This is a genomic window from Variovorax paradoxus, assembly GCF_030815975.1.
Lineage (GTDB): Bacteria > Pseudomonadota > Gammaproteobacteria > Burkholderiales > Burkholderiaceae_C > Variovorax > Variovorax paradoxus_N.
Genome location: NZ_JAUSXL010000002.1, coordinates 3,116,353 through 3,139,259, shown reverse-complemented (window position 1 = coordinate 3,139,259; position 22,907 = coordinate 3,116,353). Strand labels below are relative to the sequence as shown.

The following is a 22,907-nucleotide window of genomic DNA, read 5'->3' as shown; positions in this document are numbered from 1 at the left end:
GATCAGGTGTTCTTGCTGATCGAAATTGTGGGGAACTTCGCCGAGAAGTCCTTGGCCTTCTCGGCAATACCCACGGCCACTTGCCGCGCAACGGCCTTGTAGATGCCGGCCACTTCGCCATCGGGGTCGGCCACCACGGTCGGCTTGCCGCTGTCGGCCTGCAGGCGGATGTTGATGTCCAGCGGCAGCGCGCCCAGGTACTCCATCTGGTACTGCTCGGCCATCTTCTTGCCGCCTTCGGAGCCGAAGATGTGCTCCACGTGGCCGCAGTTGGAGCAGATGTGCACCGCCATGTTTTCCACGATGCCCAGGATCGGCACGCCGACCTTCTCGAACATCTTGATGCCCTTCTTGGCATCGAGCAGCGCGATGTCCTGCGGCGTGGTGACGATCACCGCGCCGGTCATCGGCACCCGCTGGCTGAGCGTGAGCTGGATGTCGCCGGTGCCGGGCGGCATGTCGACGATCAGGTAGTCGAGGTCTTTCCAGTTGGTCTGGCGCAGCAGCTGCTCCAGCGCCTGGGTGGCCATGGGGCCGCGCCAGATCATGGCTTCGTCCTGGTCGACCAGGAAGCCGATCGACATGACCTGCACGCCGTGGTTTTCGAGCGGCTCCATGGTTTTGCCGTCCTCGCTCTCGGGCCGGCCCTCGATGCCCAGCATCATCGGCTGGCTCGGGCCGTAGATGTCGGCGTCCAGCAGCCCGACGGCCGCGCCTTCGGACGCCAGCGCCAGCGCCAGGTTGGCCGCCGTGGTGCTCTTGCCCACGCCGCCCTTGCCCGAGGCCACCGCGATGATGTTCTTGACGTTGGGCATCAGCTGCACGCCGCGCTGCACCGCATGGCTGATGACCTTGGTCGTGATGTTGACCGAGACGTTGCTCACGCCCGGCGCCGTCTTTGCGGCCGCCACCAGCGCCTTGCGCATGGCCGCGTGCTGGCTCTTGGCCGGATAGCCGAGCTCGAGGTCGAAGGACACGTCGCCCTCCGATATCTGCAGGTTCTTGAGCGACCGGGTCGCCACGAAATTCTTGCCGGTGTTGGGATCTGCGACGGCCTTGAGCGCGTCCATGATCCCTTCTGGGGTGAGTGCCATTGATCTAACTCCTGAATGGCGGGTAGTCTAGTGGGTCTCATGGCTCGCCCCCGGGTGCGCACGCTTCGCCTTTCCCCCACCGGGGACAACAACACCCATCCAATGCCAGAGACGCCCCCCGCCACCGGTCTCCTGCTTACCGGCGGCGGCGCCCGGGCCGCCTACCAGGTCGGCGTGCTGGAGGCCATTGCCGAGATCCGGCGCGTGGCGGGCTTTGGCGGCCAGCGCAATCCCTTCGAAGTGATCACGGGCACCTCGGCCGGCGCCATCAACGCGGCCGCGCTGGCCTGCGGCGCCGACGACTTCGAAGGGGCCGTCGAGCGCATCGCGCAGGTCTGGCGCGATTTTCACGCCGGGCAGGTCTACCGCGCCGATTCACTCTCGGTCATCGGCAGCGGCACGCGCTGGCGCATGCTGCTCGGGCTCGGGCGCTTTGCCGCCAACTGGATGCGCATCAAGCCGCGCTCGCTGCTCGACAACGCGCCGCTGGCCGACCTGCTGGCGCGGATGGTGCCGCTCGAGCGCCTGCCGCAGCTCATGCAGGAAGGCCATCTGCAGGCGCTGGCCGTGACCGCATCGAGCTACAGCTCGGGCGAGCACGTCACCTTCTTCGAGGCCGCGGTGCCAATGGAGCCCTGGGTGCGCTCGCAGCGGCTGTCGGTGCGCGACCGCATCAGCCATGCGCACCTGCTGGCCTCGTCGGCCATTCCCTTCGTGTTTCCGGCCACGGCGCTGCCGATGCAGGGGCACACCGAGTATTTCGGCGACGGCTCGATGCGCCAGTCGGCGCCGATTGCGGCGGCGATCCACCTCGGCGCCCGGCGCATCCTGGTGATCGGCGCGGGCCGCATGCACGAACCGCGCGAGGCCGACGCGCCCAACACCTACAGCGGCTACCCCACCATGGCGCAGATCGCGGGCCATGCGCTGTCGAGCATCTTTCTCGACGCGCTGGCGGTGGACATCGAGCGCCTGCGGCGCATCAACCACACGCTCGGCCTCATTCCGGAGGAAGCGCGCAGGTCGAGCTCGCTGCGTCCACTCGACCTGCTGGTGATCGCGCCGTCGGAGCGTCTCGACGTGATCGCGGCACGCCACGTCGACGCGCTGCCCGGCGCGGTGCGCCATCTGCTGGGCGGCTCCAAGGTTGCAGCCGACGTGAAGGGCGGCGCGCTCGCGAGCTACCTGCTGTTCGAGGCCGGCTACACGCGCGAGTTGATGGCGCTCGGGCGGGCCGACACGATGCGCCAGCAGGGCGAGGTGCTGCGGTTCTTCGGGTGGGATGCGGTTGTTTGAAGCAGATCAGCGCGCACTGCTGCCGTCTGCGGCTAATTGAGTCCGAAGAGCACGAAGATACCCGCAAGAAACCAGTTCGCCGTCTTCGCATGGGCCACACTTTCCTTCGAGATCGGCACCAGCTTCGCGCGCTTCCACGCCCGCAGATTGCAGGCAATGGCAAGCACCAGCCCGCTGAAGAAAAGCAAAAAGGAATGCAGGCCGAGCGCACCGATCAGCGACGCCACGACAATCACCACACCCGTCGCCCAGATGCCGTTCGAAGTGCTTGCCAGTACATGGCTGAGGCCGCCGCAGGCTTCGCAGGTGGCAGGGGCGCCGCGGCTCGACCAGCGCTTGGCCATCTCGCCGACACCCGGCTTGCGGCAGCTCGGACACGTGTGCTTCATGACAAATGGATCGTCCGCTAACCCGCTTCGGAAATCCCGAGCTCCGAACACACCCGCCCCACCAGCGCCTTCAGTGATGCGAGTTCGGCCTCGAGCCGTGCCACATTGGCCTTGAGCGCGGCCACCTCGCCGAGCGACGCGTCGTGCGATGCATACGCACCATCGGCCGACCCGCCGCCCGCCCCGGCAAGCTCTTCCGCCGGCGCGCCGCTCAAAAGATGGGCCCAGCGGCTTTCGCGCGCGCCCGGCAGGCGCGCGAGCTTGGCTACCAGCGCGCCGGCCGGGCGCTCGGCGAGTTCGTCGAGAAAGCCCTCGACCGAAGAGATGTCGGCGAAGTTGTGCATGCGGTCGCAGGCAATGCGCAGCTCGCCCGCCGTTTGCGGGCCGCGCAGCATCAGCACCGTGAGCAGGATGACCGACTGCGACGGAATGCGCAGCACCCGGTCGATGTTGTGCTCGTAGCGAAACGCCCGGCCACCGCTGGTTTCGGCCAGCAGGCTGTAGCCCTTGAGGCTGTCGATGGCGGCCTGCACCTGGGCTTCGCTCAGTTCGAGCACCGGGTTGCGGCTGGTCTTCTGGTTGCAGCCGGAGACCAGCGAATTGAGCGTCAGCGGATAGCTGTCGGGCACGGTGCGCTGCTTCTCGGCCAGCACGCCGAGCACGCGGGTTTCGACGAGCGAAAGAATGGGAAGGGCTTGGGTGGTCATGACTCGAAGATCGTGGATGGAAACGCGGTGGCCAGAGGCCGGTTCACGGCACCGCCACGCCGAGTATCGGGCCCAGCTCCCTGGTGAAGTCGCTGCGCCGCAGCGCGAGCGAATGCAGTGCCGACACGGTGCCGTCGAGATAGAGCGCGTCGCGGACATGCAGCACGTCGCGAAAGTAGAGCGCGAATTCGTAAAAGTTCACCGGCTGCTCGCTGATCACGAAGATCGCCGTGTGGCCCGATACGCCCACGCCGTTGCGGATCTTCCGTGAGTCCGAGTCCGGAATGAAAGCGGGATGCACCACGCCGCGGCGCAGCAGCAGCGGCCCCGACTGCGTAGCGAGCCGAACGCCGTTGGACAGCGCCGGATACTCCGACGACTCCACCACGCGCGGCCTCCCCGCGCGAGACACCAGGAACACGCCGTTGGGCTTGAGGAAGAAGTTGCCCGCGTCCGTCGACAGGTTGAGCGGCGAAACTTCGCGCCCCTCCTGCACCAGCAGGCCCACCGGGGAAAAGTCGGCGTGGTACATGCCGGCATTCATCGCGAACACAAGCTGCCGGTTGCGTGCGGCGAGCCAGGCTTCGAGGCGGTCGAGGCGCTTGAACTCGACGCCCGCGTCGTCGCGCAGGAACAGCTCGAGCCGTTCCTTGCGCAGGTCGAACTTCACCACCGTGTAGCGCGGGCCGGCGGCTGCGGATGCCAGGCTGGCCGCGCCGGCCACGCACAAGGCCAGCAGGAGCAGCAGCTTTCTCATGGAACCCCGCAGCCGCGGCGCACCTGCCTCAGCCGTTCTGGATGCGGCTGACCAGCGCCTTGGTGAAGGCCGCCGTGCCGGCGCTGCCGCCCAGGTCGCCGGTGCGCACCTTGTCGATGTTGAGCGTGTCGTCGATGGCCTTGCGCAGGCGCGTGGCCATCTCGGGCAGCCTGACGTGCTCGAGCATCAGCGCGGCGGCCAGCAGCAGTGCCGTGGGGTTGGCGATGCCCTTGCCGGCGATGTCGGGCGCCGAGCCGTGCACGGCCTCGAATATCGCCGCATCGGCGCCGATATTGGCGCCGGGCGCCATGCCCAGGCCGCCCACCAGCCCGGCCACCAGGTCGGACAGGATGTCGCCGAACAGGTTGGTCGTCACCAGCATGTCGAACTGCCACGGATTGAGCACCAGCTTCATCGCGCAGGCGTCCACGATGATGGTGTCGAGTTCGAACTTGCCCTTGTACTTTTCTTCGTAGAGCCGCAGGCCCGTCTCGAGGAACAGGCCGGTCAGCACCTTCATGATGTTGGCCTTGTGCACCAGCGTGACCTTTTTGCGGCCGGCGGCAATGGCGGTCTCGAAAGCGTATTCGAGCAGGCGCAGGCACCCCTGGCGCGTATTGATGCCGGTGGCCATGCCGACGGCGTGCGGGTCGCCGTCGATGCGCACATAGTGCTCGTGGCCGATGTACAGGCCCTCGAGGTTCTCGCGCACGACCATCAGGTCGATCTTGTCGAAGCGGCCGCCCGGGATGATGGTGCGCGCGGGGCGCAAGTTGGCGTAGAGCTGGAACTCCTCGCGCAGCCGCACGTTCGACGAGCGGTAGCCGCCGCCCGAGGGCGTCTCGAGCGGGCCCTTGAGGGCCAGGCGGGTGCGGCGGATGCTCTCCAGCGTGGCCTGCGGCAGCGGATCGCCCGAGGCCTGGACGCCGCCGAGGCCGGCAATCTGGCGGTCCCACTCGAAGGGCGCCTTCAGCGCGTCGAGCGCGGCCAGGGTGGCGTCGACGATCTCGGGGCCGATGCCATCGCCGGGAATCAGGGTTGCGGGAATGGGGGTGGTCATCGGAAACTCGCTTTCTGTATATCCATCTTGTATATCTCTTCGCCATATCAGGAGAGAGCGTCGGCGAAACGCGCGGCATGGAGCATACGTCGCGCCGGAGACACCCCGGCGCCTTTCGGGTCACTGGGTCCGCCCGGCGCGGCAAAACCGCCGATGCAGGCGCCAGGATCAACGGCGTTCGGCATGGTGCGATGCTGCCACCTAAAATGCCCGGTTCCCGCAAGTTCGTTCGCCACTCCCCGAAAGCGCCCTCCCCGATGTCCGCCCCGCGCAAGCTCTTCGTCACCACCGCCCTGCCGTATGCCAACGGCAAGTTCCATATCGGCCACATGATGGAATACATCCAGGCCGACATCTGGGTGCGGAACCAGCGAATGAATGGCGCCGAGGTCAACTTCGTCTGCGCCGACGACGCGCACGGCGCGGCCATCACCATCGCGGCCGACAAGGCCGGCGTAACGCCGCAGGCCTTCGTGGCCGAGATCGCCGCGGGCCGCAAGCCCTACCTCGACGGCTACTACATCTCGTTCGACAACTGGCACTCGACCGACGCGCCCGAAAACCACCAGCTCGCGCAGGACATCTACCGCGACCTGCGCGCCAACGGCCTGATCGAAACCAAGAGCGTCGAGCAGTTCTACGACCCGGCCAAGGGCATGTTCCTGGCCGACCGCTTCATCAAGGGCGAATGCCCCAACTGCCATTCGAAGGACCAGTACGGCGACAACTGCGAAGTGTGCGGCGCCGTCTATGCGCCCACCGAGCTGATCAACCCCTACTCGGCGCTGTCGGGCGCCAAGCCCGAGCTGCGCAGCTCCGACCACTTCTTCTTCAAGCTCTCGGACCCGCGCTGCGAGGCCTACCTGAAGGAATGGACTGCGGCGCCCGGCCACGTTCAATCCGAGGTGCAGAACAAGATCCGCGAGTGGCTCTACAAGGACGACGAAGGCAAGGGCGGCCTCGGCGACTGGGACATCAGCCGGGACGCGCCCTACTTCGGCATCGAGATTCCCGATGCGCCGGGCAAGTACTTCTACGTGTGGCTCGACGCGCCCGTGGGCTACCTGGCCTCGCTCAAGAACCTGCTCGACAAGCGCTGCATCGAACTGGGCGGCGACGGCATCTCGTACACCGAGTACATGGCCGACCCGGACCTGGAGCAGGTGCACTTCATCGGCAAGGACATCATCACCTTCCACACGCTGTTCTGGCCCGCGATGCTGCACTTCAGCGGCCGCAAGGCGCCCGATGCGGTGTACGTGCACGGCCACCTCACGGTCAGCGGCGAGAAGATGAGCAAGAGCCGCGGCACCGGCATCGACCCGCTCAAGTACCTGTCGATCGGCCTGGACCCCGAGTGGCTGCGCTACTACATCGCGGCCAAGCTCAACGGCCGCAACGAGGACATCGACTTCAACCCCGAGGACTTCGTCGCGCGCGTCAACAGCGACCTCGTGGGCAAGTACATCAACATTGCAAGCCGCGCGGCGGGCTTCATCGGCAAGCGCTTCGGCGGCCAGCTGGGCGAAGTGTCGGCCGATGGCGACGCACTGCTGTTCGCGCTGCGCGACGCCGCGCCGCAGCTGCATTCGCTCTACGACGGCCGCGACTACGCCCGCGCGCTGCGCGAAGTGATGGCGCTGGCCGACAAGGTGAACGAGTACGTCGACCAGAACAAGCCCTGGGAGCTGGCCAAGAAGGAAGGCCAGGAGCCGCGGCTGCACGACGTGTGCACGGTATGCATCGAGGCCTTCCGCCTGCTCACGCTGTACCTGAAGCCGGTGCTGCCGGCGCTGGCCGCCAATGTCGAAGCCTTCCTCAGGATCGAGCCGCTCACGTGGGCCGACGCCGCGCAGTCGCTGCCGGCGGGCCATGCCATCGGCGAATACAAGCACCTGATGCAGCGGGCCGACGCCAAGACGGTCGACAAGCTGTTCGATGCGCCCGAGCCGGCATCGGCCGCCGCTGCGGAAACGGCGACCGATGCCTTGCCGGGCGGCGAGGCCATTGCGCCCGCCATCACCATCGACGACTTCGCGAAGATCGACCTGCGCATCGCCAAGATCGTGGCCTGCGAGAAGGTCGAGGGCTCGACCAAGCTGCTGCGCCTGACGCTCGACGCGGGCGAAGGCAAGACCCGCAACGTGTTCAGCGGCATCGCCTCGGCCTACCAGCCCGAGCAGCTCGTGGGCAAGCTCACCGTGCTGGTCGCCAACCTGGCGCCACGCAAGATGAAGTTCGGCATCAGCGAAGGCATGGTGCTGGCCGCGAGCCATGGCGACGAAAAGGCCCACCCCGGCATCCACGTGCTCGAGCCCTGGCCGGGCGCGACGCCGGGCATGCGGGTGCGCTGAAGCTGAAGCAGCAGGAGAAAGAAACTCGGCCGGGACTGAACAAGAGCAGGAAATGCCTCCAACAGCTCAATGCTCCAAGTCGTCCTTGCCGTCGTCCTCCAGGGTGGTTTCGTAGTCTTGGCCGCCGTAGAACACGCCGATGATCAATACCTGCTCCGCATCGACAGCAAAGGCGATCACGGCGCGTTTCTTGTAATTGGTGATGCGCAGGCCGGGCCGGACGTCATCGCGCATCGTGCCCCGGTGAGGAAAGGTGCACAGGCTCTCGCAGTAGCTCACGATAGCCTCGGTGTACCGCGCTGCAATGTCGGGTGAGGCCGCAGCGGCGATGTAGCGGTACAGAGCTGCAAGCTGTTCCTCGGCCTCGGGAGCGAAAACGACGCGATAGTTCATCGCGCCTTGGCATGTTCGGCGGCGAGGCGGGCGCGTATCTGGTCGACAGTGGCAGCGCGGGACGGATCGGCTTTCAGTGCATCGTAGGCTGGGCCTACCTGGCGGTGCAGCCAGCTTTCGACGGCGCGATCTCGCGCCAGAAGAGCGCGCAGGCCGTCCCGGATGACTTCGCTTTCGGTGGCGTACTCGCCAGTGCGCACCTTCGCCTTCACCACGTCGGCCATTTCGTTGGGCAGGGTGATGCTCAGTTGCTGCGTCGTTCGCATGATGAACCTCCAGTCTTGGCAATAGGATTGAATCCTATCAAAATGAAAAAACCTTGTGCACGTCCGAACTGACCTGCTGAACCGCGGTTTCTCGAATATCTTCCCCGACAGGCCTTCATTTGGTACATCAATGCTTCCTACCCTCCAGATCGACGGCCACGTCGCCTATCTCACGCTGCGCCGTCCGCAGGCCGCCAACAAGCTGACGCCGGAGGACCTGCCCGCGCTCGTTCGCCATGTGGAGACGGTGAACGGCTCGTCCGGCGTGCTGGTGCTGGTCCTTCGCTCGGAGGGAAAGTACTTCTGCAGTGGCTACGACATCTCGGAGGTTGCCGCCAGCAGCCAGACCGAGGGCCGCAGCTTCGGCGAGATGGTCGATGCGCTGGAAAGCTGCCGCGCCGTCACGATCGCGGCAGTACACGGCGGCGTCTTCGGCGGCGCTACGGACCTGGTGCTGGCCTGCGACTTCCGCGTGGGCGTGCGGTCCGCCGAGATGTTCATGCCCGCGGCCCGGCTCGGGCTGCACTACTACCAGAGCGGCATGGAGCGCTATGTCTCGCGCCTCGGGCTGGACACGGCCAAGCGGCTCTTCCTGACCGCCGAGAAGCTCGACGGGCCGGCCATGCGCGAATGCGGATTCCTCACGCACCTGGTGGACGATGCAGCGGCGCTCGATGCGGAGGTGCTGCGCCTGCGCACCACACTGGCCGGCATGGCGCCGCTCGCGCTTCTGGGCATGAAGAAGCACCTGAACCAGATCGCGCGCGGCACGGCCGATGCCGCCTCGATCCAGCGCGAGGTGCAGCGCACCGTCGCATCCGAAGACCTGGCCGAGGGCGGCCGCGCATGGCGCGAGAAGCGCCCGCCGGTCTTCAAGGGCCGCTGAGCGCGGCCGGGTGCAAAATCCGCGCATGCAAAGCCATCGCTCCCGCTTCCGACCTTTCGTTCTCGCAGCGCTCGGCCTCGCGGGTGCCCTGCTGCTGGGCGGCTGTGCCGTGGTCAGCGTGGCCGGCACTGTGGTGAGCGTGGGCGCCGGCGCGGTCGGCCTCGCGGCCGATGCGGCCATCGGCACCGCGCGCATCACCGGCAAGGCCGTGGGCGCGGCCGCCGACGCGGTGATTCCCGACAGCGACTGAGCCAGCGGCGCCCGGCGGGCGCGCCTTGTGGGCCGTGGCACAGGCGGTGAAACAGACCTGCAAGCCTTCCTGCGCACGCAGCGCCCGGGTCACAATGGGCGCCACATGCAGTCACCGCTGAACATCACCCGCTTTCGCCCGCGCCTTCTGGACGCCATGGCGAGCTACAGCCGGGAGCGCTTCTTCAAGGACCTGGGGGCCGGCGCCACGGTGGGCATCGTGGCGCTGCCGCTGGCCATGGCCTTTGCCATCGCCTCCGGGCTCAAGCCGGAGGCCGGCATCTGGACGGCGATCATCGCGGGCTTCCTGATCTCGCTGCTGGGCGGCTCGGCGGTGCAGATCGGCGGGCCGGCCGGCGCGTTCATCGTGATCGTCTACGGCATCGTCGAGCGCTATGGCGTGGCGAACCTGCTGATTTCCACCGCCTGCGCCGGCGTGCTGCTGTTCGCGGCGGGGCTGTTCGGGCTCGGCCGGCTGGTGCGCTTCGTGCCGCTGTCGATCGTGGTCGGGTTCACCAATGGTATTGCGGTGCTCATTCTTCTGTCGCAGCTCAAGGACCTGCTCGGGCTGACGGTCGCCAAGATGCCGGCGGACGTGTTCTCGCAGCTGCATGCCATGGCGCTGCAGATCGGCACCTTCAACCCCTATGCCTTCGCGCTGGGGCTGGCATGCCTGGCCGGCCTGGTGATCTGGCCGCTGCTGCTGAGCGATGAATCGAAGCTGGGCCTCGCGGTGCAGCGCCTGGCGGGGCGCGTTGCGCGCACGCGCGCGGTGCAGGCGGGTGCGCGCATGCCCGGGCCCATCGTCGCGCTGGTCACGCTCACGCTGGTGTCGTGGGGCTTCAATCTGCCGGTGGAAACCATCGGCACGCGCTTCGGCGGGATTCCCGAAGGCCTGCCGGGCTTTGCGCTGCCCGACTTTTCATGGGAAACGGTCAAGCAGCTGGTCACGCCAACGCTCACCATCGCGCTGCTGGGCGCGATCGAGTCGCTGCTGTGCGCGCGCGTGTCCGACCAGCTCAGCGGCCAGCCGCGCCACGACCCGAACCAGGAGCTGATGGCACAGGGCATCGCCAATGTGGTGACGCCCTTCTTCGGCGGCATGCCGGCCACCGGCACCATCGCGCGCACCGTGACCAACATCCGCTCGGGCGGCAGTTCGCCCATCGCGGGCATCGTGCATGCGCTCACGGTGATGGTGGTGGTGCTGCTGGCGGCCCCGCTCGCGCGCCACGTGCCGCTTGCGGTGCTCGCGGGCATCCTGATCTTCGTGGGCCTGAACATGGGCGAATGGCGCGAGTTCACGCCGGGGCAGCTGCGGCACTTCAGCCGCCACTACCGGCTGCTGATGCTCGGCACCTTCTTCCTCACGGTCGTGTTCGACCTGACGGTGGCGGTGCAGGCAGGCATCGTGCTGGCGTGCGCGCTCTTCATCCGGCGCATGAGCGAGCTTTTCAGCGTCGAACTGGTCACGATGCAGCCGCCGGTGCTCACCTACCGGCTCTACGGCGCGCTGTTCTTCGGGGCGGCGGCCAAGCTGGACGAGGCCGTCAACGCGGCCGAGAGCGCGCCGCGCGGCATGACGGTGGTGCTCGACGCCACGCACCTCATCTACCTGGACGCAACGGGCGTCGACGCGCTGCGGCAGCTGCACCGCGCGGTGCTGGCACGCGGCGGGCTGCTGCGCCTGGAATCGCTGCAACCGCAACCGCTCGAGGTGATCGTGCGGTCGGGGTTTGCCGATGAGCTGACAAGCGGCCAGCCGGGCGCCGTGGAAGCTTAGGGCCTGTTCACACTACTAACGAAGATCGCGTTGTTCGGCAAAGGGGCTGGCTGCAAGGCGCCCGTGCGCAGCAAGGCTTGCGCCTTGCAAGCGCGGGCAACGCCGCAGACGGCCCCTTTGCCGAACAACCCGAAGGGAAGGCATGCCAAAGCGGCCAACTCCGCGTTGCACTCCTTGCGTGTGCCGACGCACACGCGACGTCGTGCGCCTTGATTTGTCCGCTTTGGCATGCCTTCGCGACTCCGTTAGTAGTGTGAACAGGCCCTAGTTCGCCTCGGCGCCCCGGTCGGGCGAAGACCCGCTGCGCACCACGCGCTGGTCGTCGTTCAGCGTGGCGGTGAACACCATCGGCGAATTCGGCGGCTGGACCCAGCGCCACTCCCATTCGGTCTCGCGCTTGAGCGCATAGGGCGTGAGCTTGGCGGGCTTGCCAAGCAGCTTGCGCAGGTCTTCCATCATCATCCCGGGCTGCACCCTGGCGAAGTTCTCGGGCGTGAGCACTTGGCGCAGCGCGCTCATCTTGCCGTCGGCGCCGATGGTGATCATGTAGTTCTTCTGGCCCTGCGGCTGGCGGTTGTATTCGAAGATGCGGCCGCCGCCCGGGGCGTCCCAGATGTTCTCGGGCTCGCCGAATTTCGTGCGCACATCGGCTTGCGTTGCCACGCCTTCTTCCAGTTCGGCGATGCGCTGGTTGTCGCAGCCCGAAAGCCCGACAACCCCCGCCAACAACGCCGTTGCCACGCCGATCCGCCACCGTTGCCGCTGCTTCATTCCATCCCCGGTAAAATTCGCGCCACAAAGGTCCAGTCTATGTCCATCTTCAGCCGCCCCCACTACACCTCCGAGATCACCAATTTCATCGAGGAGATGAAAGAAAAGAAGCCGACGCTGGAAGCCGAACAGCGTGCCGGCCGCGCCCTGCTCTGGGACAAGCACCTCGACCGCAGCCTGCTCGAGGAGTACAGCGAGGCCAACGTACCGCAGCAACCGTACGTCTACCAGACCCAAGTCAAGTAATGGTGCCAAGCCGGCATCCATCGTTCGCTCTCGTCGCGCCTGCAGCTATTGAAATGATAGCAAGCACCCGATGAAGGGCAACGAGGACAACGACACGCTCGTGGCCGGCATGCCCGAAGTGGTCGACCAGGTCGCGCTCGCCAGGCTCTATGGCGAGCCGTTGTTCGCGATGCCGAAGGACCTGTACATCCCGCCGGAGGCACTGCAGGTCTTTCTGGAGGCCTTCGAGGGCCCGCTGGACCTGCTGCTCTACCTGATCCGCAAGCAGAACTTCAACATCCTCGACATCCCGATGGCGGGGCTCACGCGGCAGTACCTGAGCTACGTCGACGAGATCCGCCAGACAAACCTCGAACTCGCGGCCGAGTATTTGCTGATGGCCGCGATGCTGATCGAGATCAAGTCGCGCATGCTGCTGCCGCCCAAGAAGGTGGCTGACGGCGAAGAGGCCGAAGACCCGCGCGCCGAGCTCGTGCGCCGCCTGATGGAGTACGAGCAGACCAAGCTGCAGGCCGCCGCCATCAGCGCGCTGCCGACCTACGGGCGCGACTTCTGGAAGGGGCAGGTCTACATCGAGCAGTCGCTCAAGCCGCGCTTTCCCGACGTGAACGTGATCGAGCTGCGCGACGCGTGGGCCGACATCATGAAGCGCGCCAAGCTCGTGCAGCACCACAAGATTTCGCGCGAAGAGCTCAACGTGCGCGAGCACATGAGCATCGTGCTGCGCCACCTGCAGGGGCAGCGCTTCGTCGAGTTCGAGAAGCTGTTCGACGTGTCGCGCGGCGCACCGGTGCTGATCGTCACCTTCATCGCGATGCTCGAACTGGCGAAGGAAACGCTGATCGACATCACACAGGCCGAAGCTTTCGCGCCGATCTACGTGCGGCTGGCCTACTCGCCGGCCTGACCCGCTCCCCAGCTCGAGAATTCCGCCGTGCACGACTTCGACGTCCTCATCGTCGGCAGCGGCCTCGCCGGCCTCTCCGCCGCGCTGCACCTGGCGCCCACGCACCGCGTGGCCGTGCTGACCAAGCGCGCCTTGAACGAGGGCTCCAGCGCCTGGGCGCAGGGCGGGATCGCCGCGGTGCTGGCCGCGGGCGACAGCTTCGACGCCCATGTCCAGGACACGCTGATTGCCGGCGCCGGCCTCTGCGACCCCGAGGCCACGCGCTTCGTCGTCGAGGGCGCGCCGCAGGCCATCGGCTGGCTGTGCGAACTCGGCGTGCCGTTCTCGGAGGAAGGCGATGGCCTGCACCTCACGCGCGAAGGCGGCCACAGCCAGCGCCGCATCGTGCACGTGACCGACGCCACCGGCGCGGCCGTGCAGCAGACGCTGATCGAGCGCGTGCGCCGCACACCCAGCATCACGCTCTTCGAGCACCACACGCTGGTCGACCTGGTCACCGGCACCAGGCTCGGCCTGGGCGACCCGGCCTGCGTGGGCCTCTATGCGCTGGACGACGAAACCGATGAAGTGCTGGCCTTCCGCGCGCCGCACACCATCCTGGCCACCGGCGGCGCGGGCAAGGTGTACCTCTACACCACCAACCCCGACACCGCCACCGGCGACGGCATTGCCGCCGCGTGGCGCGCGGGCTGCCGGGTGTCGAACATGGAATTCATCCAGTTCCACCCGACCTGCCTGTTCCATCCGCATGCCAAGTCGTTCCTGATCAGCGAGGCGGTGCGCGGCGAAGGCGGCTTGCTCAAGTTGCCGGATGGAACGCGCTTCATGCCCCGGCACGACGAGCGCGCCGAACTCGCGCCGCGCGACGTGGTGGCGCGCGCCATCGACTTCGAGATGAAGAAGCACGGGCTGGATTGCGTGTACCTGGACATCTCGCACCAGCCGGCGGCGTTTCTCCAGGAACACTTCCCCAACATCCTGGCGCGCTGCGCGGAGCTGGGCATCGACATCACGCGCGAGCCGATTCCCGTGGTGCCGGCCGCGCACTACACCTGCGGCGGCGTGCTGAGCGACCTTGCCGGGCGCACCGACGTGCCCGGCCTCTATGCCATCGGCGAAACGGCCTGCACCGGCCTGCATGGCGCCAACCGCCTCGCGAGCAATTCGCTGGTCGAGTGCATGGTGTTCGCGCGCGCCGCAGCCGCTGACATCGCCGCGGCACCGGCGCGCGAGCGCGCCGTGCTGCCGGCCTGGGACGACAGCCGCGTCACCGATGCGGACGAAGCCGTGGTCATCTCCCACAACTGGGACGAGCTGCGCCGCTTCATGTGGGACTACGTCGGCATCGTGCGCACCAACAAGCGCCTGGAGCGCGCGAGCCACCGCATCGCGCTGCTGCAGGCCGAGATCCAGGAGTTCTACGCGAACTTCCACGTCACGCGCGACCTGCTCGAACTGCGCAACCTGGTGCAGGTGGCCGAGCTGATCGTGCGCTCCGCACAGGCCCGCCACGAAAGCCGTGGCCTGCATTTCAGCCGCGACTATCCTTCGCTCGCCGAGCCGGCCGCACCCACGGTGCTGGTGCCGCCGGCGGGCTGACGCCCACCCGTTTCGCTTCTTTTTCTTCACTCAAGGATGCCCGGCCACCGACGCCCGCAGGGAGAAACCCAACCATGTCGAACACCATGACCCCACAGCCAGAATCCGCACCAGCCTCGCCCTACGGCACGCTGCCGCCCGCTTCGACGCCCGCCTCGCGCAAGCCCGTGAGCCTGCCGCGGCTGGCCGACATGCACGCGCGCGGCGAGAAGATCACCATGCTCACCGCCTACGACGCCACCTTCGCGGCCATGGCCGATGCGGCCGGCATCGATTGCCTTTTGGTCGGCGATTCGCTCGGCATGGTCTGCCAGGGCCTCGGCAGCACAGTGGGCGTGAGCCTGGACGCCATGCGCTACCACACCGACAGCGTCTCGCGCGGCCTGCGCCGCGTGCAGGGCACGGCCTGGCTGATTGCCGACCTGCCCTTCGGCAGCTACCAGGAATCGCGCGAGCAGGCATTGCGCAGCGCCACGGTGCTGATGCAGGCCGGCGCGCACATGGTCAAGCTCGAGGGCGGCGGCTGGACCACCGAGACGGTGCGCTTCCTGGTCGAGCGCGGCATTCCGGTGTGCGCGCACCTGGGTCTGACGCCGCAGACCGTGCATGCGCTCGGCGGCTACCGCGTGCAGGGCAAGGGCGATGCCGGCGCGCTCCTCAAGCAGCAGGCGCATGCGCTGCAGGACGCGGGCGCCACCATGCTGGTGCTCGAGATGGTGCCGGCCGCGCTGGCCGCAGAGCTCACGGCCGAGCTGGCGCACTGCGCCACCATCGGCATCGGTGCCGGCAAGGGCACCGCCGGCCAGGTGCTGGTGTTGCACGACATGCTGGGCATCAACCTCGGAAAGATGCCGAAGTTCGTGCGCAACTTCATGGCCGATGCTTCGAGCATCGGCGAGGCGCTCCAAGCCTATGTGCGCGCCGTGAAGGACGGCAGCTTCCCCGACGATCAACTCCACGCCTGGTAACAAGGAACCGAGACCATGTACATCGCACACACCATCGCCGAGCTGCGCGACCATCTGGCCGCCTTCAAGCGCCCCGCCTTCGTCCCCACCATGGGCAACCTGCACGACGGCCACCTGGCGCTCGTGAAGCAGGCCAAGCCGCTGGGCGATGTCACGGTGGCGAGCATCTTCGTGAACCGCCTGCAGTTTTTGCCGCACGAGGATTTCGACACCTACCCGCGCACCTGGGACAGCGATTGCGAGAAGCTGCGCACGGCCGGCTGCGACGTGCTCTTTGCGCCCGACGAAAAGGCGCTCTACCCCGAGCCGCAGACCTGCAAGGTGCACCCGGATCCGGCGCTCGCCGACATCCTCGAAGGCCACTTCCGTCCGGGTTTCTTCGTCGGTGTGTGCACGGTGGTGATGAAGCTCTTCCAGTGCGTGCAGCCGCGCGTGGCGGTGTTCGGCAAGAAGGACTACCAGCAGCTCATGATGATCCGCCACGTGGTGCGGCAGTTCGCGCTGCCGATCGAGATCGTGGGCGGCGAGACTTTCCGCGCGGAGGACGGGCTCGCGCTCTCGTCGCGCAACGGCTACCTGAGCGAGGCCGAGCGGACCGAAGCCGTGCAGCTCTCCAAGGCGCTGAAGGCGATGGCCGAGGCCGTGCGCGCGGGCGAACGCGATTTGGCCGCGATCGAAGCGCGGGCAATGCAGGCGCTGGCGCAGCGCGGCTGGCAACCGGACTATCTTGTGCTGCGGCGCCGCTCCGATCTGCAGGCGCCCTCGGCTGGCGAGCCGCTCGTGGCGCTGGCCGCGGCGCGGCTGGGCGGCACGCGGCTGATCGACAACCTCGAAATCGACGCAATGCCCTCATGACCTACAGCGTCAAGGAAATCTTCTACACCCTGCAGGGCGAAGGCGGCCAAGCCGGCATGCCGGCCGTGTTCTGCCGCTTCGCGGGCTGCAACCTGTGGAGCGGCCGCGAGGAAGATCGCGCCACGGCCGTCTGCCGCTTCTGCGACACCGATTTCGTGGGCACCGACGGCACGCTGGGCGGCAAGTTCAAGAACGCCGGGCTGCTGGCCGACACCATCGCCGCGCAATGGCCGGCCGGCGATGCCGAGCACCGGCTGGTGGTGCTGACCGGCGGCGAGCCGCTGCTGCAGGTGGACGCCGCACTGGTCGACGCGCTGCACGCGCGGCGCTTCCGCATCGCGGTCGAGAGCAACGGCACCGTGCTGGCACCCGAAGGCATCGACTGGCTCTGCATCAGCCCCAAGGCCGGCGCGCCCTGGGTGCAGCAGCGCGGGCAGGAACTCAAGCTGGTGTGGCCGCAGGGCGGGTTCGACCTCGACGCAATGGCACGCACGGGCGAGTTCACGCACCGCTTCCTGCAGCCCATGGACGGGCCCGACCGCATCGCCAATACCGAGCTGTGCATTGCCGAATGCATGCGCCATCCCGCGTGGCGCCTCAGCGTGCAGACCCACAAGATCACCGGCATCAGGTAGACGAACCGTCATGCGATTCACCATCAGCCAACGCTTTTTCTTCGACGCCGCGCACACGCTCAAGCGCGAGATCGAAGCCGTAGGCAGCCGCCGCATCCACGGCCATACCTACCACGCCGAAGTCTGGCTCGCGGGCCAGCGCGATCCCGTCACAGGCATGGTCGTCGACCTGGGATTGCTGCGCCGCCGGCTCGACGAGGTACGCGAGCAGCTCGACCACCATTTGCTCGACGACGTGGCAGGGCTGCATCCGCCGACGCTCGAGAACCTCTGCCTGTTCATCGCGGACGCGCTGCCCGAATTCCGGCCCATGCTCGCGCGGGTGCGGGTGTGGCGCGAGGCGCTGGGGGACAGCTGTACCTTGGAGTTCTGAATCTTGCTCCCTCTCCCCTTGGGGAGAGGGTTGGGGTGAGGGTGAGCGGCAATGAAGGCCGCGCGATATGGTGAGTCCGCTGCCCTCACCCTGGCCCTCTCCCGGAGGGAGAGGGGACAAGATCTCAGGCCGCGCCGATGCCGGCAACCAGGCTGCCGGGCGCCTGCCCGTTCTTCAGCCCGGCCGTGAACGCCAGCATCCGGTCGATCGGCACCCGCGCACGCAGCCCCAGCGCCGGATCGATGTGGACTTCGCCCGCGCCGGTTTCCAGCGCATTCGCCAGTTCCACCAGCCCGTTCATCGCCATCCACGGGCAATGCGCGCAGCTCTTGCAGGTGCCGCCGTTGCCGGCCGTGGGGGCCTCGATGAAGGTCTTGCCGGGGTTCAGCGTGCGCAGCTTGTGCAGCATGCCGGTGTCGGTGGCCACGATGAATTCGCTCGCATCCATGCGCTGCGCCGCATTCAGGATGGCGGAGGTCGAGCCGACTGCATCCGCCAGCGCAATCACGTCGGCCGGCGACTCCGGATGCACCAGCACCTTCGCCTTCGGATGCTCTTTCATGAGCAGTTCGAGCTCCAGCGACTTGAACTCGTCGTGCACGATGCAGGCGCCGTTCCAGCTCACCATGTCGGCACCGGTCTGGCGCTGGATGTAGTCGCCCAGGTGGCGGTCCGGCGCCCAGAGGATCTTGCGGCCCTGCGCGTGCAGCGCACTCACCACGTCGAGTGCGCAACTGGAAGTGACGAGCCAGTCGGCACGCGCCTTCACGGCCGCGCTGGTGTTGGCGTAGACCACCACGGTGCGGTCGGGATGCCGGTCGCAGAAGGCGCTGAACTCATATACCGGGCAGCCCAGGTCGAGCGAGCAGTTCGCATCGAGATCGGGCATCAGCACGCGTTTCTCGGGCGAGAGGATCTTGGCGGTCTCGCCCATGAAGCGCACGCCCGACACCACCAGCGTCTGCGCGGCATGCTCGCGGCCGAAGCGCGCCATCTCGAGCGAATCGCTCACGATGCCACCGGTTTCCTCGGCCAGGTCCTGCAGGTCGGGGTGCACGTAGAAGTGCGACACCATCACGGCATTGCGCTCCTGCAGCAGACGGCGGATGCGTTCCTTCAGCGCAACGCGCTGATCCGGCGCAGGCTCGGCGGGCACGCGCGCCCAGGCGTGGCGCGTGTCGCAGACGGCGCCCGCCCTGGCGGCGGGTTGCTCGTAGTCGACATCGATGACCGGGGACGGCATGGTGGGCTCAGCTTTCCTGGAAACGCATGGAGTAGTCGATCGCCTTGACGTCCTTCGTCAACGCTCCGATGGAAATCCGGTCGACACCGGTTTCGGCCAAGGCGCGCAGGCCTTCCAGCGTGACGCCGCCCGATATTTCCAGGATCGCCTTGCCGCCTTCGCCGGCCGCGTCGTTGACGCGCACCGCCTCGCGCAGCGTGGGCAGGTCCATGTTGTCGAGCAGCACCATGCACGCGCCCGCCTCCAGCGCCTCCTGCAGCTGCGCAAGCGTTTCGACTTCGACCTCGACGAAGGCCGCGCGCTGCGCCACCGGTGCCACGGCACGCAGCGCCGCGGCCACGCCGCCGGCCGCGGCGATGTGGTTTTCCTTGATGAGCACCGCGTCGTAGAGGCCGATGCGGTGGTTCACGCCGCCGCCCGTGCGCACCGCGTACTTCTGCGCGAGGCGCAGGCCCGGCAGGGTCTTGCGGGTGTCGACGATGCGCGCGCGCGTGCCCTTGACGGCATCGGCATACAGGGCCGTCTTGGTGGCCACCGCGCTCAGCAGCTGCAGGAAATTGAGCGCGGTGCGCTCGGCCGTCAGCAGCGCGCGCGCCGTGCCCTCGATCTCGAGCACGGTCTGGTCGGCCGCGCAGCGCTCGCCCTCGCCGCACAGCCAGCGGGTGCGGGCCTGCGGATCGAGCTGCCGCACGGTGGCCTCGACCCAGGGCGCGCCGCAGAGCACGGCCGACTCGCGCGCCAGCACACGGGCGTGGGCGCGGCGGCCGGGGTCGACCAGCGAGGCGGTCAGGTCGCCATCGGCCACGTCTTCCTGCAGGGCACGGGCGGCGTCGGCCTGGGCCAGCGCGGCCACGGCCGGCGCCGAAAAATCAAAGCGAAGGCTCATGGCTGTCTTGTCTCTTCAGTCTTGTGGGGATCCTACGGTCGAACCGACTCGGGCACCGGATCGCGGCCGGTCAGCGAGGCGACGGCCTCCTGCGGGCTCAGCCGGCCGTCGAGCAGCGCGACCACGCCTTCGGCGATGGGCATTTCCACGCCCAGGCCGCGCGCGCGCTGCACCACGGTGCGTGCGCAATAGACACCTTCGGCGACATGGCCCAGCGAAGCCACGGCCTGCGCCAGCGTTCGGCCCTGCGCCAGCAGCAGGCCCACCTTGCGGTTGCGGGAAAGGTCGCCGGTGGCCGTCAGCACCAGGTCGCCCAGGCCGGAAAGGCCCATGAAGGTCTCGGCACGCGCACCGAGCGCCAGTCCGAAGCGCGTCATTTCGGCCAGGCCCCGCGTGATGAGCGCCGCACGCGCATTGAGCCCCAGCGCCAGGCCGTCGCACAGCCCGGTGGCAATGGCCAGCACGTTCTTGACGGCGCCGCCGACTTCCACGCCCACGATGTCGTCGTTGGCGTAGACGCGCAGGGCCGGCCCGTGGAATGCCTCGACCAGCGCGTCGCGCACCGCGGCGTGCGGGCTCGCGGCCACCAGCGCCGTCGGGCGGCCTTCGGCGACTTCCTGCGCAAAGCTAGGACCGCTGAGAACACCCGCCATCAGCTCAGGCGCGACCTGTCCCCAGATTTCGTGGGCCAGCAGGCCATACGAAGCGGGAGAAGCATCGAGCGCCGGTTCGACCCCCTTGCACAGCCATGCCACCGGCGCGGTCGTGCCGCGCAAGGCGATGAGCTGCTGGCGCAGGGCGGCCATGGGCGTGGCCACGATGACGAGTTCGGCGCCCGCCTGCGCCTGGCGCAGGTCGCCGGCGCGCACCGTGAGTGCCGGCGGCAGCGCCAGGCCGGGCAGATAGCGGACGTTTTCGCGCGCCTTGGAGATCGCATCCGCCTGGGCCGCATCGCGCGCCCAGAGCGTGACCTCGTGGCGGCCCGCCGCGTTGACAGCCAGCGCCGTGCCCCAGGCACCGGCGCCATGAACGCAGATCTTCATCGGCGTTGCGGCGCTGTGCCGGGTTTACTGCGTGACGATCGGCGAGGGCTGGCCGGCGGCCTGCGCCTGCTGCTGCTCGTACATCGCCTGGAAGTTGATTTCCGCCAGGTGCACGGGCGGGAAGCCGCCGCGCTGGATCACGTCGGCCACGTTGCCGCGCAGGTACGGATAGACGATCTGCGGGCAGGCGATGCCGAGGATCGGGCCCATCTGGTCTTCGGGCAGGTTGCGGATCTCGAAGATGCCGGCCTGCTTGGCTTCGACCAGGAACACGGTCTTGTCCTGGATCTTGGTCTGCACGGTGGCCGACACGGTGATCTCGAAGATGCCTTCAGCCACCGGCTGGGCGTCCACGCCAAGCTGGATGTCGACCGTGGGCTGCTCCTGCTCGAGCAGGATGGCGGGCGAATTGGGCTGTTCGAGCGACAGGTCCTTGAGGTAGACGCGCTGGATCTGAAAAACGGGATCTTGGGCTTGCTGGTCGGCCATGGCTGAACTTTCGAGGATCAAAACAATGCCCGCCGGGGAGAGGTTCCCGCAGCGGGCTGCAGATGAATGAGGAGGCGATTATCGCCCCGCGGCCGGACCACTTCCGTGACGCCCGGCTGCTTTGTGCATCAGGCGGCTTGCAGCAGGGGCATCAGGCCGCCGCGGCTGTCCAGCGCCACCAGGTCGTCGCAGCCGCCCACATGGGTGTCGCCGATGAAGATCTGCGGCACCGTGCGGCGCTGGGTGATCTCCATCATGGTGCTGCGGGCCACGGGATCGCTGTCGATGCGAATTTCCTCGATCTCCTCGACTCCCTTGGACTTGAGGATCTGCTTGGCGCGAACGCAGTACGGGCAGAAGGCGGTGGTGTACATCTTGACGGCTTGCATACGCTCTACCTTGGGAAGACTTAAGCTTTTTCAACCGGCAGGTTAGCGTCTTTCCAGGCCTTGAGGCCGCCGGAAACGGCTTGGGCCTGCTCGTAGCCGAGTTTCTTGGCCATGGCGACGGCACGCTGGGCGCGCGCGCCGGTGGCGCACACCAGCAGAAGCGGCACGCTCTTGTTCTTGACCGCACCGGTCAGCTTTTCTTCCAACTGGTTCAGGGGAACGTTCTTGGCGCCGATCATGTGGCCGGTGGCGAACTCTTCGGGTTCGCGCACGTCGACCAGCACCGCGCGTTCGCGGTTGATGAGCTGCACCGCCCCCTGGGCCGTGAGCGTGCCGCCGCCGGCGCCGCGCACGAGCGGCCAGGCCAGCATGCCACCCGAGCTGAGTGCGATCAGGATCAGCATCCAGTTCGCGGTGACGAATTCGATCAATTTCACGGGGGGTTCCTTGGATGGCAAACCCGGGATTTTAGAATGCTGGTTTTCCCAAGCGCTCCCAAAGGCCTCCCACATGCACAAACTGGTACTGATCCGCCATGGCGAATCGACCTGGAACCTCGAAAACCGCTTCACCGGATGGACCGACGTCGACCTGACCGAAACCGGCGTGGAGCAGGCCAAGCAGGCCGGCCGGCTGCTCAAGGCCGAAGGCTACGACTTCGATGTGGCCTACACCAGCGTGCTCAAGCGCGCCACCCGCACGCTCTGGCACACCCTGGACGAACTCGACCGCACCTGGCTGCCGGTGGTGCATTCGTGGCGCCTGAACGAGCGCCACTACGGCGGCCTGCAGGGGCTCAACAAGGCCGAAACCGCCAAGAAGTACGGTGACGAGCAGGTGCTGGTCTGGCGCCGCAGCTACAGCACCCCGCCACCGCCGCTGGAAGCCGACGACCCGCGCAGCGAACGCAGCGACGTGCGCTACGCAAAACTCTCGCCCGAGCAGATTCCGCTGACCGAATGCCTGAAGGACACGGTGGCGCGCGTGCTGCCGTTCTGGAACGAATCGATGGCGCCGGCCATCCGCGCCGGGCGCCGCCTGGTGGTGGCGGCGCACGGCAACTCGATCCGGGCGCTGGTCAAGTACCTCGACGGCATTTCCGACGACGCCATCGTCGGCCTGAACATTCCGAACGGCATTCCGCTGGTCTACGAGCTCGACGACGAGCTCAAGCCGCTGCGGCACTACTACCTCGGCGACGCCGCGGCCGCCGAAAAGGCCGCCGCAGCGGTGGCCTCGCAGGGCAAGGGCTGAATAAGAAGAAAGAAA

Annotated in this window: 27 protein-coding genes; 13 read left to right on the top strand and 14 right to left on the bottom strand. The window is 67.5% G+C overall.

The window, feature by feature from the left end; genetic code table 11:
* Positions 1 to 2 precede the first annotated feature (2 nt).
* Complete coding sequence (gene apbC, locus QFZ47_RS18500; protein ID WP_307657002.1) at positions 3 to 1,094, bottom strand: iron-sulfur cluster carrier protein ApbC; 1,092 nt, start codon at positions 1,092 to 1,094, stop codon at positions 3 to 5.
* Positions 1,095 to 1,196: 102 nt separating this feature from the next.
* On the opposite strand from apbC, the gene QFZ47_RS18495 reads away from it, so the two are divergent.
* On the top strand, positions 1,197 to 2,390 hold the full coding sequence (locus QFZ47_RS18495; RefSeq protein WP_307657001.1) for a patatin-like phospholipase family protein: 1,194 nt from the start codon (positions 1,197 to 1,199) through the stop codon (positions 2,388 to 2,390).
* A gap of 32 nt (positions 2,391 to 2,422) precedes the next feature.
* Here QFZ47_RS18495 and QFZ47_RS18490 read toward each other — a convergent pair whose 3' ends face one another.
* From QFZ47_RS18490 to QFZ47_RS18475, 4 genes are all read right to left on the bottom strand, one after another.
* The gene (locus QFZ47_RS18490; protein WP_307657000.1) at positions 2,423 to 2,734 is read right to left on the bottom strand and encodes a hypothetical protein; all 312 of its coding nucleotides are present in this window, start codon (positions 2,732 to 2,734) and stop codon (positions 2,423 to 2,425) included.
* 62 nt (positions 2,735 to 2,796) lie between these two features.
* A complete protein-coding gene (locus QFZ47_RS18485) occupies positions 2,797 to 3,486 on the bottom strand; it encodes a YceH family protein (protein WP_307656999.1) in 690 nt (229 codons plus the stop codon).
* Positions 3,487 to 3,529: 43 nt separating this feature from the next.
* The gene (locus tag QFZ47_RS18480; protein WP_307656998.1) at positions 3,530 to 4,243 is read right to left on the bottom strand and encodes a phosphodiester glycosidase family protein; all 714 of its coding nucleotides are present in this window, start codon (positions 4,241 to 4,243) and stop codon (positions 3,530 to 3,532) included.
* A 28-nt stretch (positions 4,244 to 4,271) separates the two neighbouring features.
* Positions 4,272 to 5,303 (bottom strand): isocitrate/isopropylmalate dehydrogenase family protein, encoded by a 1,032-nt coding sequence (locus tag QFZ47_RS18475; RefSeq protein ID WP_307656997.1) that lies wholly within the window; start codon positions 5,301 to 5,303, stop codon positions 4,272 to 4,274.
* A gap of 257 nt (positions 5,304 to 5,560) precedes the next feature.
* On the opposite strand from QFZ47_RS18475, the gene metG reads away from it, so the two are divergent.
* Positions 5,561 to 7,657 (top strand): methionine--tRNA ligase, encoded by a 2,097-nt coding sequence (metG, locus tag QFZ47_RS18470; protein WP_307656996.1) that lies wholly within the window; start codon positions 5,561 to 5,563, stop codon positions 7,655 to 7,657.
* 66 nt (positions 7,658 to 7,723) lie between these two features.
* On the opposite strand, the gene QFZ47_RS18465 is transcribed toward metG, so the two are convergent.
* The gene (locus QFZ47_RS18465) at positions 7,724 to 8,050 is read right to left on the bottom strand and encodes a type II toxin-antitoxin system RelE/ParE family toxin (RefSeq protein WP_307656995.1); all 327 of its coding nucleotides are present in this window, start codon (positions 8,048 to 8,050) and stop codon (positions 7,724 to 7,726) included.
* Positions 8,047 to 8,316: a ribbon-helix-helix domain-containing protein gene (locus QFZ47_RS18460; protein WP_307656994.1), complete on the bottom strand. Its 270-nt coding sequence runs from the start codon at positions 8,314 to 8,316 to the stop codon at positions 8,047 to 8,049. The genes QFZ47_RS18465 and QFZ47_RS18460 overlap by 4 nt, the downstream gene beginning before the upstream one ends.
* Before the next feature lie 130 nt (positions 8,317 to 8,446).
* Here QFZ47_RS18460 and QFZ47_RS18455 point away from each other — a divergent pair, with 130 nt between their 5' ends.
* The 3 genes from QFZ47_RS18455 to QFZ47_RS18445 all read left to right on the top strand — a co-directional run bounded on the left by QFZ47_RS18455 (position 8,447) and on the right by QFZ47_RS18445 (position 11,234).
* Positions 8,447 to 9,202: an enoyl-CoA hydratase/isomerase family protein gene (locus QFZ47_RS18455; RefSeq protein ID WP_307656993.1), complete on the top strand. Its 756-nt coding sequence runs from the start codon at positions 8,447 to 8,449 to the stop codon at positions 9,200 to 9,202.
* A gap of 25 nt (positions 9,203 to 9,227) precedes the next feature.
* Positions 9,228 to 9,452 (top strand): hypothetical protein, encoded by a 225-nt coding sequence (locus QFZ47_RS18450; RefSeq protein WP_307656992.1) that lies wholly within the window; start codon positions 9,228 to 9,230, stop codon positions 9,450 to 9,452.
* A 105-nt stretch (positions 9,453 to 9,557) separates the two neighbouring features.
* Positions 9,558 to 11,234 (top strand): SulP family inorganic anion transporter, encoded by a 1,677-nt coding sequence (locus QFZ47_RS18445; protein WP_307656991.1) that lies wholly within the window; start codon positions 9,558 to 9,560, stop codon positions 11,232 to 11,234.
* 264 nt (positions 11,235 to 11,498) lie between these two features.
* Here QFZ47_RS18445 and QFZ47_RS18440 read toward each other — a convergent pair whose 3' ends face one another.
* The gene (locus tag QFZ47_RS18440; RefSeq protein ID WP_307656990.1) at positions 11,499 to 12,005 is read right to left on the bottom strand and encodes an outer membrane protein assembly factor BamE; all 507 of its coding nucleotides are present in this window, start codon (positions 12,003 to 12,005) and stop codon (positions 11,499 to 11,501) included.
* A 39-nt stretch (positions 12,006 to 12,044) separates the two neighbouring features.
* Here QFZ47_RS18440 and QFZ47_RS18435 point away from each other — a divergent pair, with 39 nt between their 5' ends.
* The 7 genes from QFZ47_RS18435 (at position 12,045) to QFZ47_RS18405 (ending at position 17,588) form a co-directional block, all read left to right on the top strand.
* Positions 12,045 to 12,251, top strand: coding sequence for a DUF3460 family protein (locus QFZ47_RS18435; RefSeq protein ID WP_307656989.1), 207 nt, complete (start codon positions 12,045 to 12,047; stop codon positions 12,249 to 12,251).
* Between the two features lie 70 nt (positions 12,252 to 12,321).
* Entirely contained in the window at positions 12,322 to 13,158 is an 837-nt protein-coding gene (locus QFZ47_RS18430; protein ID WP_307656988.1) for a segregation and condensation protein A, read from the top strand.
* A gap of 27 nt (positions 13,159 to 13,185) precedes the next feature.
* Positions 13,186 to 14,757, top strand: a complete 1,572-nt coding sequence (gene nadB, locus QFZ47_RS18425; RefSeq protein WP_307656987.1) for an L-aspartate oxidase — start codon at positions 13,186 to 13,188, stop codon at positions 14,755 to 14,757.
* A 74-nt stretch (positions 14,758 to 14,831) separates the two neighbouring features.
* Positions 14,832 to 15,725 carry a 3-methyl-2-oxobutanoate hydroxymethyltransferase gene (panB, locus tag QFZ47_RS18420; RefSeq protein WP_307656986.1) on the top strand — a complete coding sequence of 298 codons (894 nt, stop codon included), beginning with the start codon at positions 14,832 to 14,834 and terminating at the stop codon, positions 15,723 to 15,725.
* A gap of 15 nt (positions 15,726 to 15,740) precedes the next feature.
* Complete coding sequence (gene panC, locus QFZ47_RS18415; protein ID WP_307656985.1) at positions 15,741 to 16,580, top strand: pantoate--beta-alanine ligase; 840 nt, start codon at positions 15,741 to 15,743, stop codon at positions 16,578 to 16,580.
* Complete coding sequence (gene queE / locus QFZ47_RS18410) at positions 16,577 to 17,215, top strand: 7-carboxy-7-deazaguanine synthase (protein ID WP_307656984.1); 639 nt, start codon at positions 16,577 to 16,579, stop codon at positions 17,213 to 17,215. Before panC ends, queE begins: the two co-directional genes overlap by 4 nt.
* Before the next feature lie 10 nt (positions 17,216 to 17,225).
* On the top strand, positions 17,226 to 17,588 hold the full coding sequence (locus tag QFZ47_RS18405) for a 6-carboxytetrahydropterin synthase (RefSeq protein ID WP_307656983.1): 363 nt from the start codon (positions 17,226 to 17,228) through the stop codon (positions 17,586 to 17,588).
* A 124-nt stretch (positions 17,589 to 17,712) separates the two neighbouring features.
* Here the strand turns inward: QFZ47_RS18405 and nadA are convergent, their stop codons facing one another.
* The 6 genes from nadA to QFZ47_RS18375 all read right to left on the bottom strand — a co-directional run bounded on the left by nadA (position 17,713) and on the right by QFZ47_RS18375 (position 22,042).
* The gene (gene nadA / locus QFZ47_RS18400) at positions 17,713 to 18,831 is read right to left on the bottom strand and encodes a quinolinate synthase NadA (protein ID WP_307656982.1); all 1,119 of its coding nucleotides are present in this window, start codon (positions 18,829 to 18,831) and stop codon (positions 17,713 to 17,715) included.
* Between the two features lie 7 nt (positions 18,832 to 18,838).
* Positions 18,839 to 19,717, bottom strand: coding sequence for a carboxylating nicotinate-nucleotide diphosphorylase (gene nadC / locus QFZ47_RS18395; protein WP_307656981.1), 879 nt, complete (start codon positions 19,715 to 19,717; stop codon positions 18,839 to 18,841).
* 32 nt (positions 19,718 to 19,749) lie between these two features.
* A complete protein-coding gene (locus QFZ47_RS18390; RefSeq protein ID WP_307656980.1) occupies positions 19,750 to 20,760 on the bottom strand; it encodes an NAD(P)H-dependent glycerol-3-phosphate dehydrogenase in 1,011 nt (336 codons plus the stop codon).
* Between the two features lie 24 nt (positions 20,761 to 20,784).
* Positions 20,785 to 21,249, bottom strand: a complete 465-nt coding sequence (gene secB / locus QFZ47_RS18385) for a protein-export chaperone SecB (RefSeq protein ID WP_015866874.1) — start codon at positions 21,247 to 21,249, stop codon at positions 20,785 to 20,787.
* 128 nt (positions 21,250 to 21,377) lie between these two features.
* Positions 21,378 to 21,638 (bottom strand): glutaredoxin 3, encoded by a 261-nt coding sequence (grxC, locus tag QFZ47_RS18380; protein WP_307656979.1) that lies wholly within the window; start codon positions 21,636 to 21,638, stop codon positions 21,378 to 21,380.
* Positions 21,639 to 21,658: 20 nt separating this feature from the next.
* Positions 21,659 to 22,042, bottom strand: a complete 384-nt coding sequence (locus tag QFZ47_RS18375; RefSeq protein WP_370880641.1) for a rhodanese-like domain-containing protein — start codon at positions 22,040 to 22,042, stop codon at positions 21,659 to 21,661.
* Between the two features lie 106 nt (positions 22,043 to 22,148).
* On the opposite strand from QFZ47_RS18375, the gene gpmA reads away from it, so the two are divergent.
* Positions 22,149 to 22,892, top strand: coding sequence for a 2,3-diphosphoglycerate-dependent phosphoglycerate mutase (gene gpmA / locus QFZ47_RS18370; RefSeq protein WP_307656978.1), 744 nt, complete (start codon positions 22,149 to 22,151; stop codon positions 22,890 to 22,892).
* Positions 22,893 to 22,907 lie beyond the last annotated feature (15 nt).

Excerpts from the sequence above, each read along its gene's own strand:
- apbC (WP_307657002.1), bottom strand. The coding sequence starts at position 1,094 with ATGGCACTCACCCCAGAAGGGATCATGGACGCGCTCAAGGCCGTCGCA.
- QFZ47_RS18495 (WP_307657001.1), top strand. The coding sequence starts at position 1,197 with ATGCCAGAGACGCCCCCCGCCACCGGTCTCCTGCTTACCGGCGGCGGC.
- QFZ47_RS18490 (WP_307657000.1), bottom strand. The coding sequence starts at position 2,734 with ATGGCCAAGCGCTGGTCGAGCCGCGGCGCCCCTGCCACCTGCGAAGCC.
- QFZ47_RS18485 (WP_307656999.1), bottom strand. The coding sequence starts at position 3,486 with ATGACCACCCAAGCCCTTCCCATTCTTTCGCTCGTCGAAACCCGCGTG.
- QFZ47_RS18480 (WP_307656998.1), bottom strand. The coding sequence starts at position 4,243 with ATGAGAAAGCTGCTGCTCCTGCTGGCCTTGTGCGTGGCCGGCGCGGCC.
- QFZ47_RS18475 (WP_307656997.1), bottom strand. The coding sequence starts at position 5,303 with ATGACCACCCCCATTCCCGCAACCCTGATTCCCGGCGATGGCATCGGC.
- metG (WP_307656996.1), top strand. The coding sequence starts at position 5,561 with ATGTCCGCCCCGCGCAAGCTCTTCGTCACCACCGCCCTGCCGTATGCC.
- QFZ47_RS18465 (WP_307656995.1), bottom strand. The coding sequence starts at position 8,050 with ATGAACTATCGCGTCGTTTTCGCTCCCGAGGCCGAGGAACAGCTTGCA.
- QFZ47_RS18460 (WP_307656994.1), bottom strand. The coding sequence starts at position 8,316 with ATGCGAACGACGCAGCAACTGAGCATCACCCTGCCCAACGAAATGGCC.
- QFZ47_RS18455 (WP_307656993.1), top strand. The coding sequence starts at position 8,447 with ATGCTTCCTACCCTCCAGATCGACGGCCACGTCGCCTATCTCACGCTG.
- QFZ47_RS18450 (WP_307656992.1), top strand. The coding sequence starts at position 9,228 with ATGCAAAGCCATCGCTCCCGCTTCCGACCTTTCGTTCTCGCAGCGCTC.
- QFZ47_RS18445 (WP_307656991.1), top strand. The coding sequence starts at position 9,558 with ATGCAGTCACCGCTGAACATCACCCGCTTTCGCCCGCGCCTTCTGGAC.
- QFZ47_RS18440 (WP_307656990.1), bottom strand. The coding sequence starts at position 12,005 with ATGAAGCAGCGGCAACGGTGGCGGATCGGCGTGGCAACGGCGTTGTTG.
- QFZ47_RS18435 (WP_307656989.1), top strand. The coding sequence starts at position 12,045 with ATGTCCATCTTCAGCCGCCCCCACTACACCTCCGAGATCACCAATTTC.
- QFZ47_RS18430 (WP_307656988.1), top strand. The coding sequence starts at position 12,322 with ATGAAGGGCAACGAGGACAACGACACGCTCGTGGCCGGCATGCCCGAA.
- panB (WP_307656986.1), top strand. The coding sequence starts at position 14,832 with ATGTCGAACACCATGACCCCACAGCCAGAATCCGCACCAGCCTCGCCC.
- panC (WP_307656985.1), top strand. The coding sequence starts at position 15,741 with ATGTACATCGCACACACCATCGCCGAGCTGCGCGACCATCTGGCCGCC.
- queE (WP_307656984.1), top strand. The coding sequence starts at position 16,577 with ATGACCTACAGCGTCAAGGAAATCTTCTACACCCTGCAGGGCGAAGGC.
- QFZ47_RS18405 (WP_307656983.1), top strand. The coding sequence starts at position 17,226 with ATGCGATTCACCATCAGCCAACGCTTTTTCTTCGACGCCGCGCACACG.
- nadA (WP_307656982.1), bottom strand. The coding sequence starts at position 18,831 with ATGCCGTCCCCGGTCATCGATGTCGACTACGAGCAACCCGCCGCCAGG.
- nadC (WP_307656981.1), bottom strand. The coding sequence starts at position 19,717 with ATGAGCCTTCGCTTTGATTTTTCGGCGCCGGCCGTGGCCGCGCTGGCC.
- QFZ47_RS18390 (WP_307656980.1), bottom strand. The coding sequence starts at position 20,760 with ATGAAGATCTGCGTTCATGGCGCCGGTGCCTGGGGCACGGCGCTGGCT.
- secB (WP_015866874.1), bottom strand. The coding sequence starts at position 21,249 with ATGGCCGACCAGCAAGCCCAAGATCCCGTTTTTCAGATCCAGCGCGTC.
- grxC (WP_307656979.1), bottom strand. The coding sequence starts at position 21,638 with ATGCAAGCCGTCAAGATGTACACCACCGCCTTCTGCCCGTACTGCGTT.
- QFZ47_RS18375 (WP_370880641.1), bottom strand. The coding sequence starts at position 22,042 with ATGCTGATCCTGATCGCACTCAGCTCGGGTGGCATGCTGGCCTGGCCG.
- gpmA (WP_307656978.1), top strand. The coding sequence starts at position 22,149 with ATGCACAAACTGGTACTGATCCGCCATGGCGAATCGACCTGGAACCTC.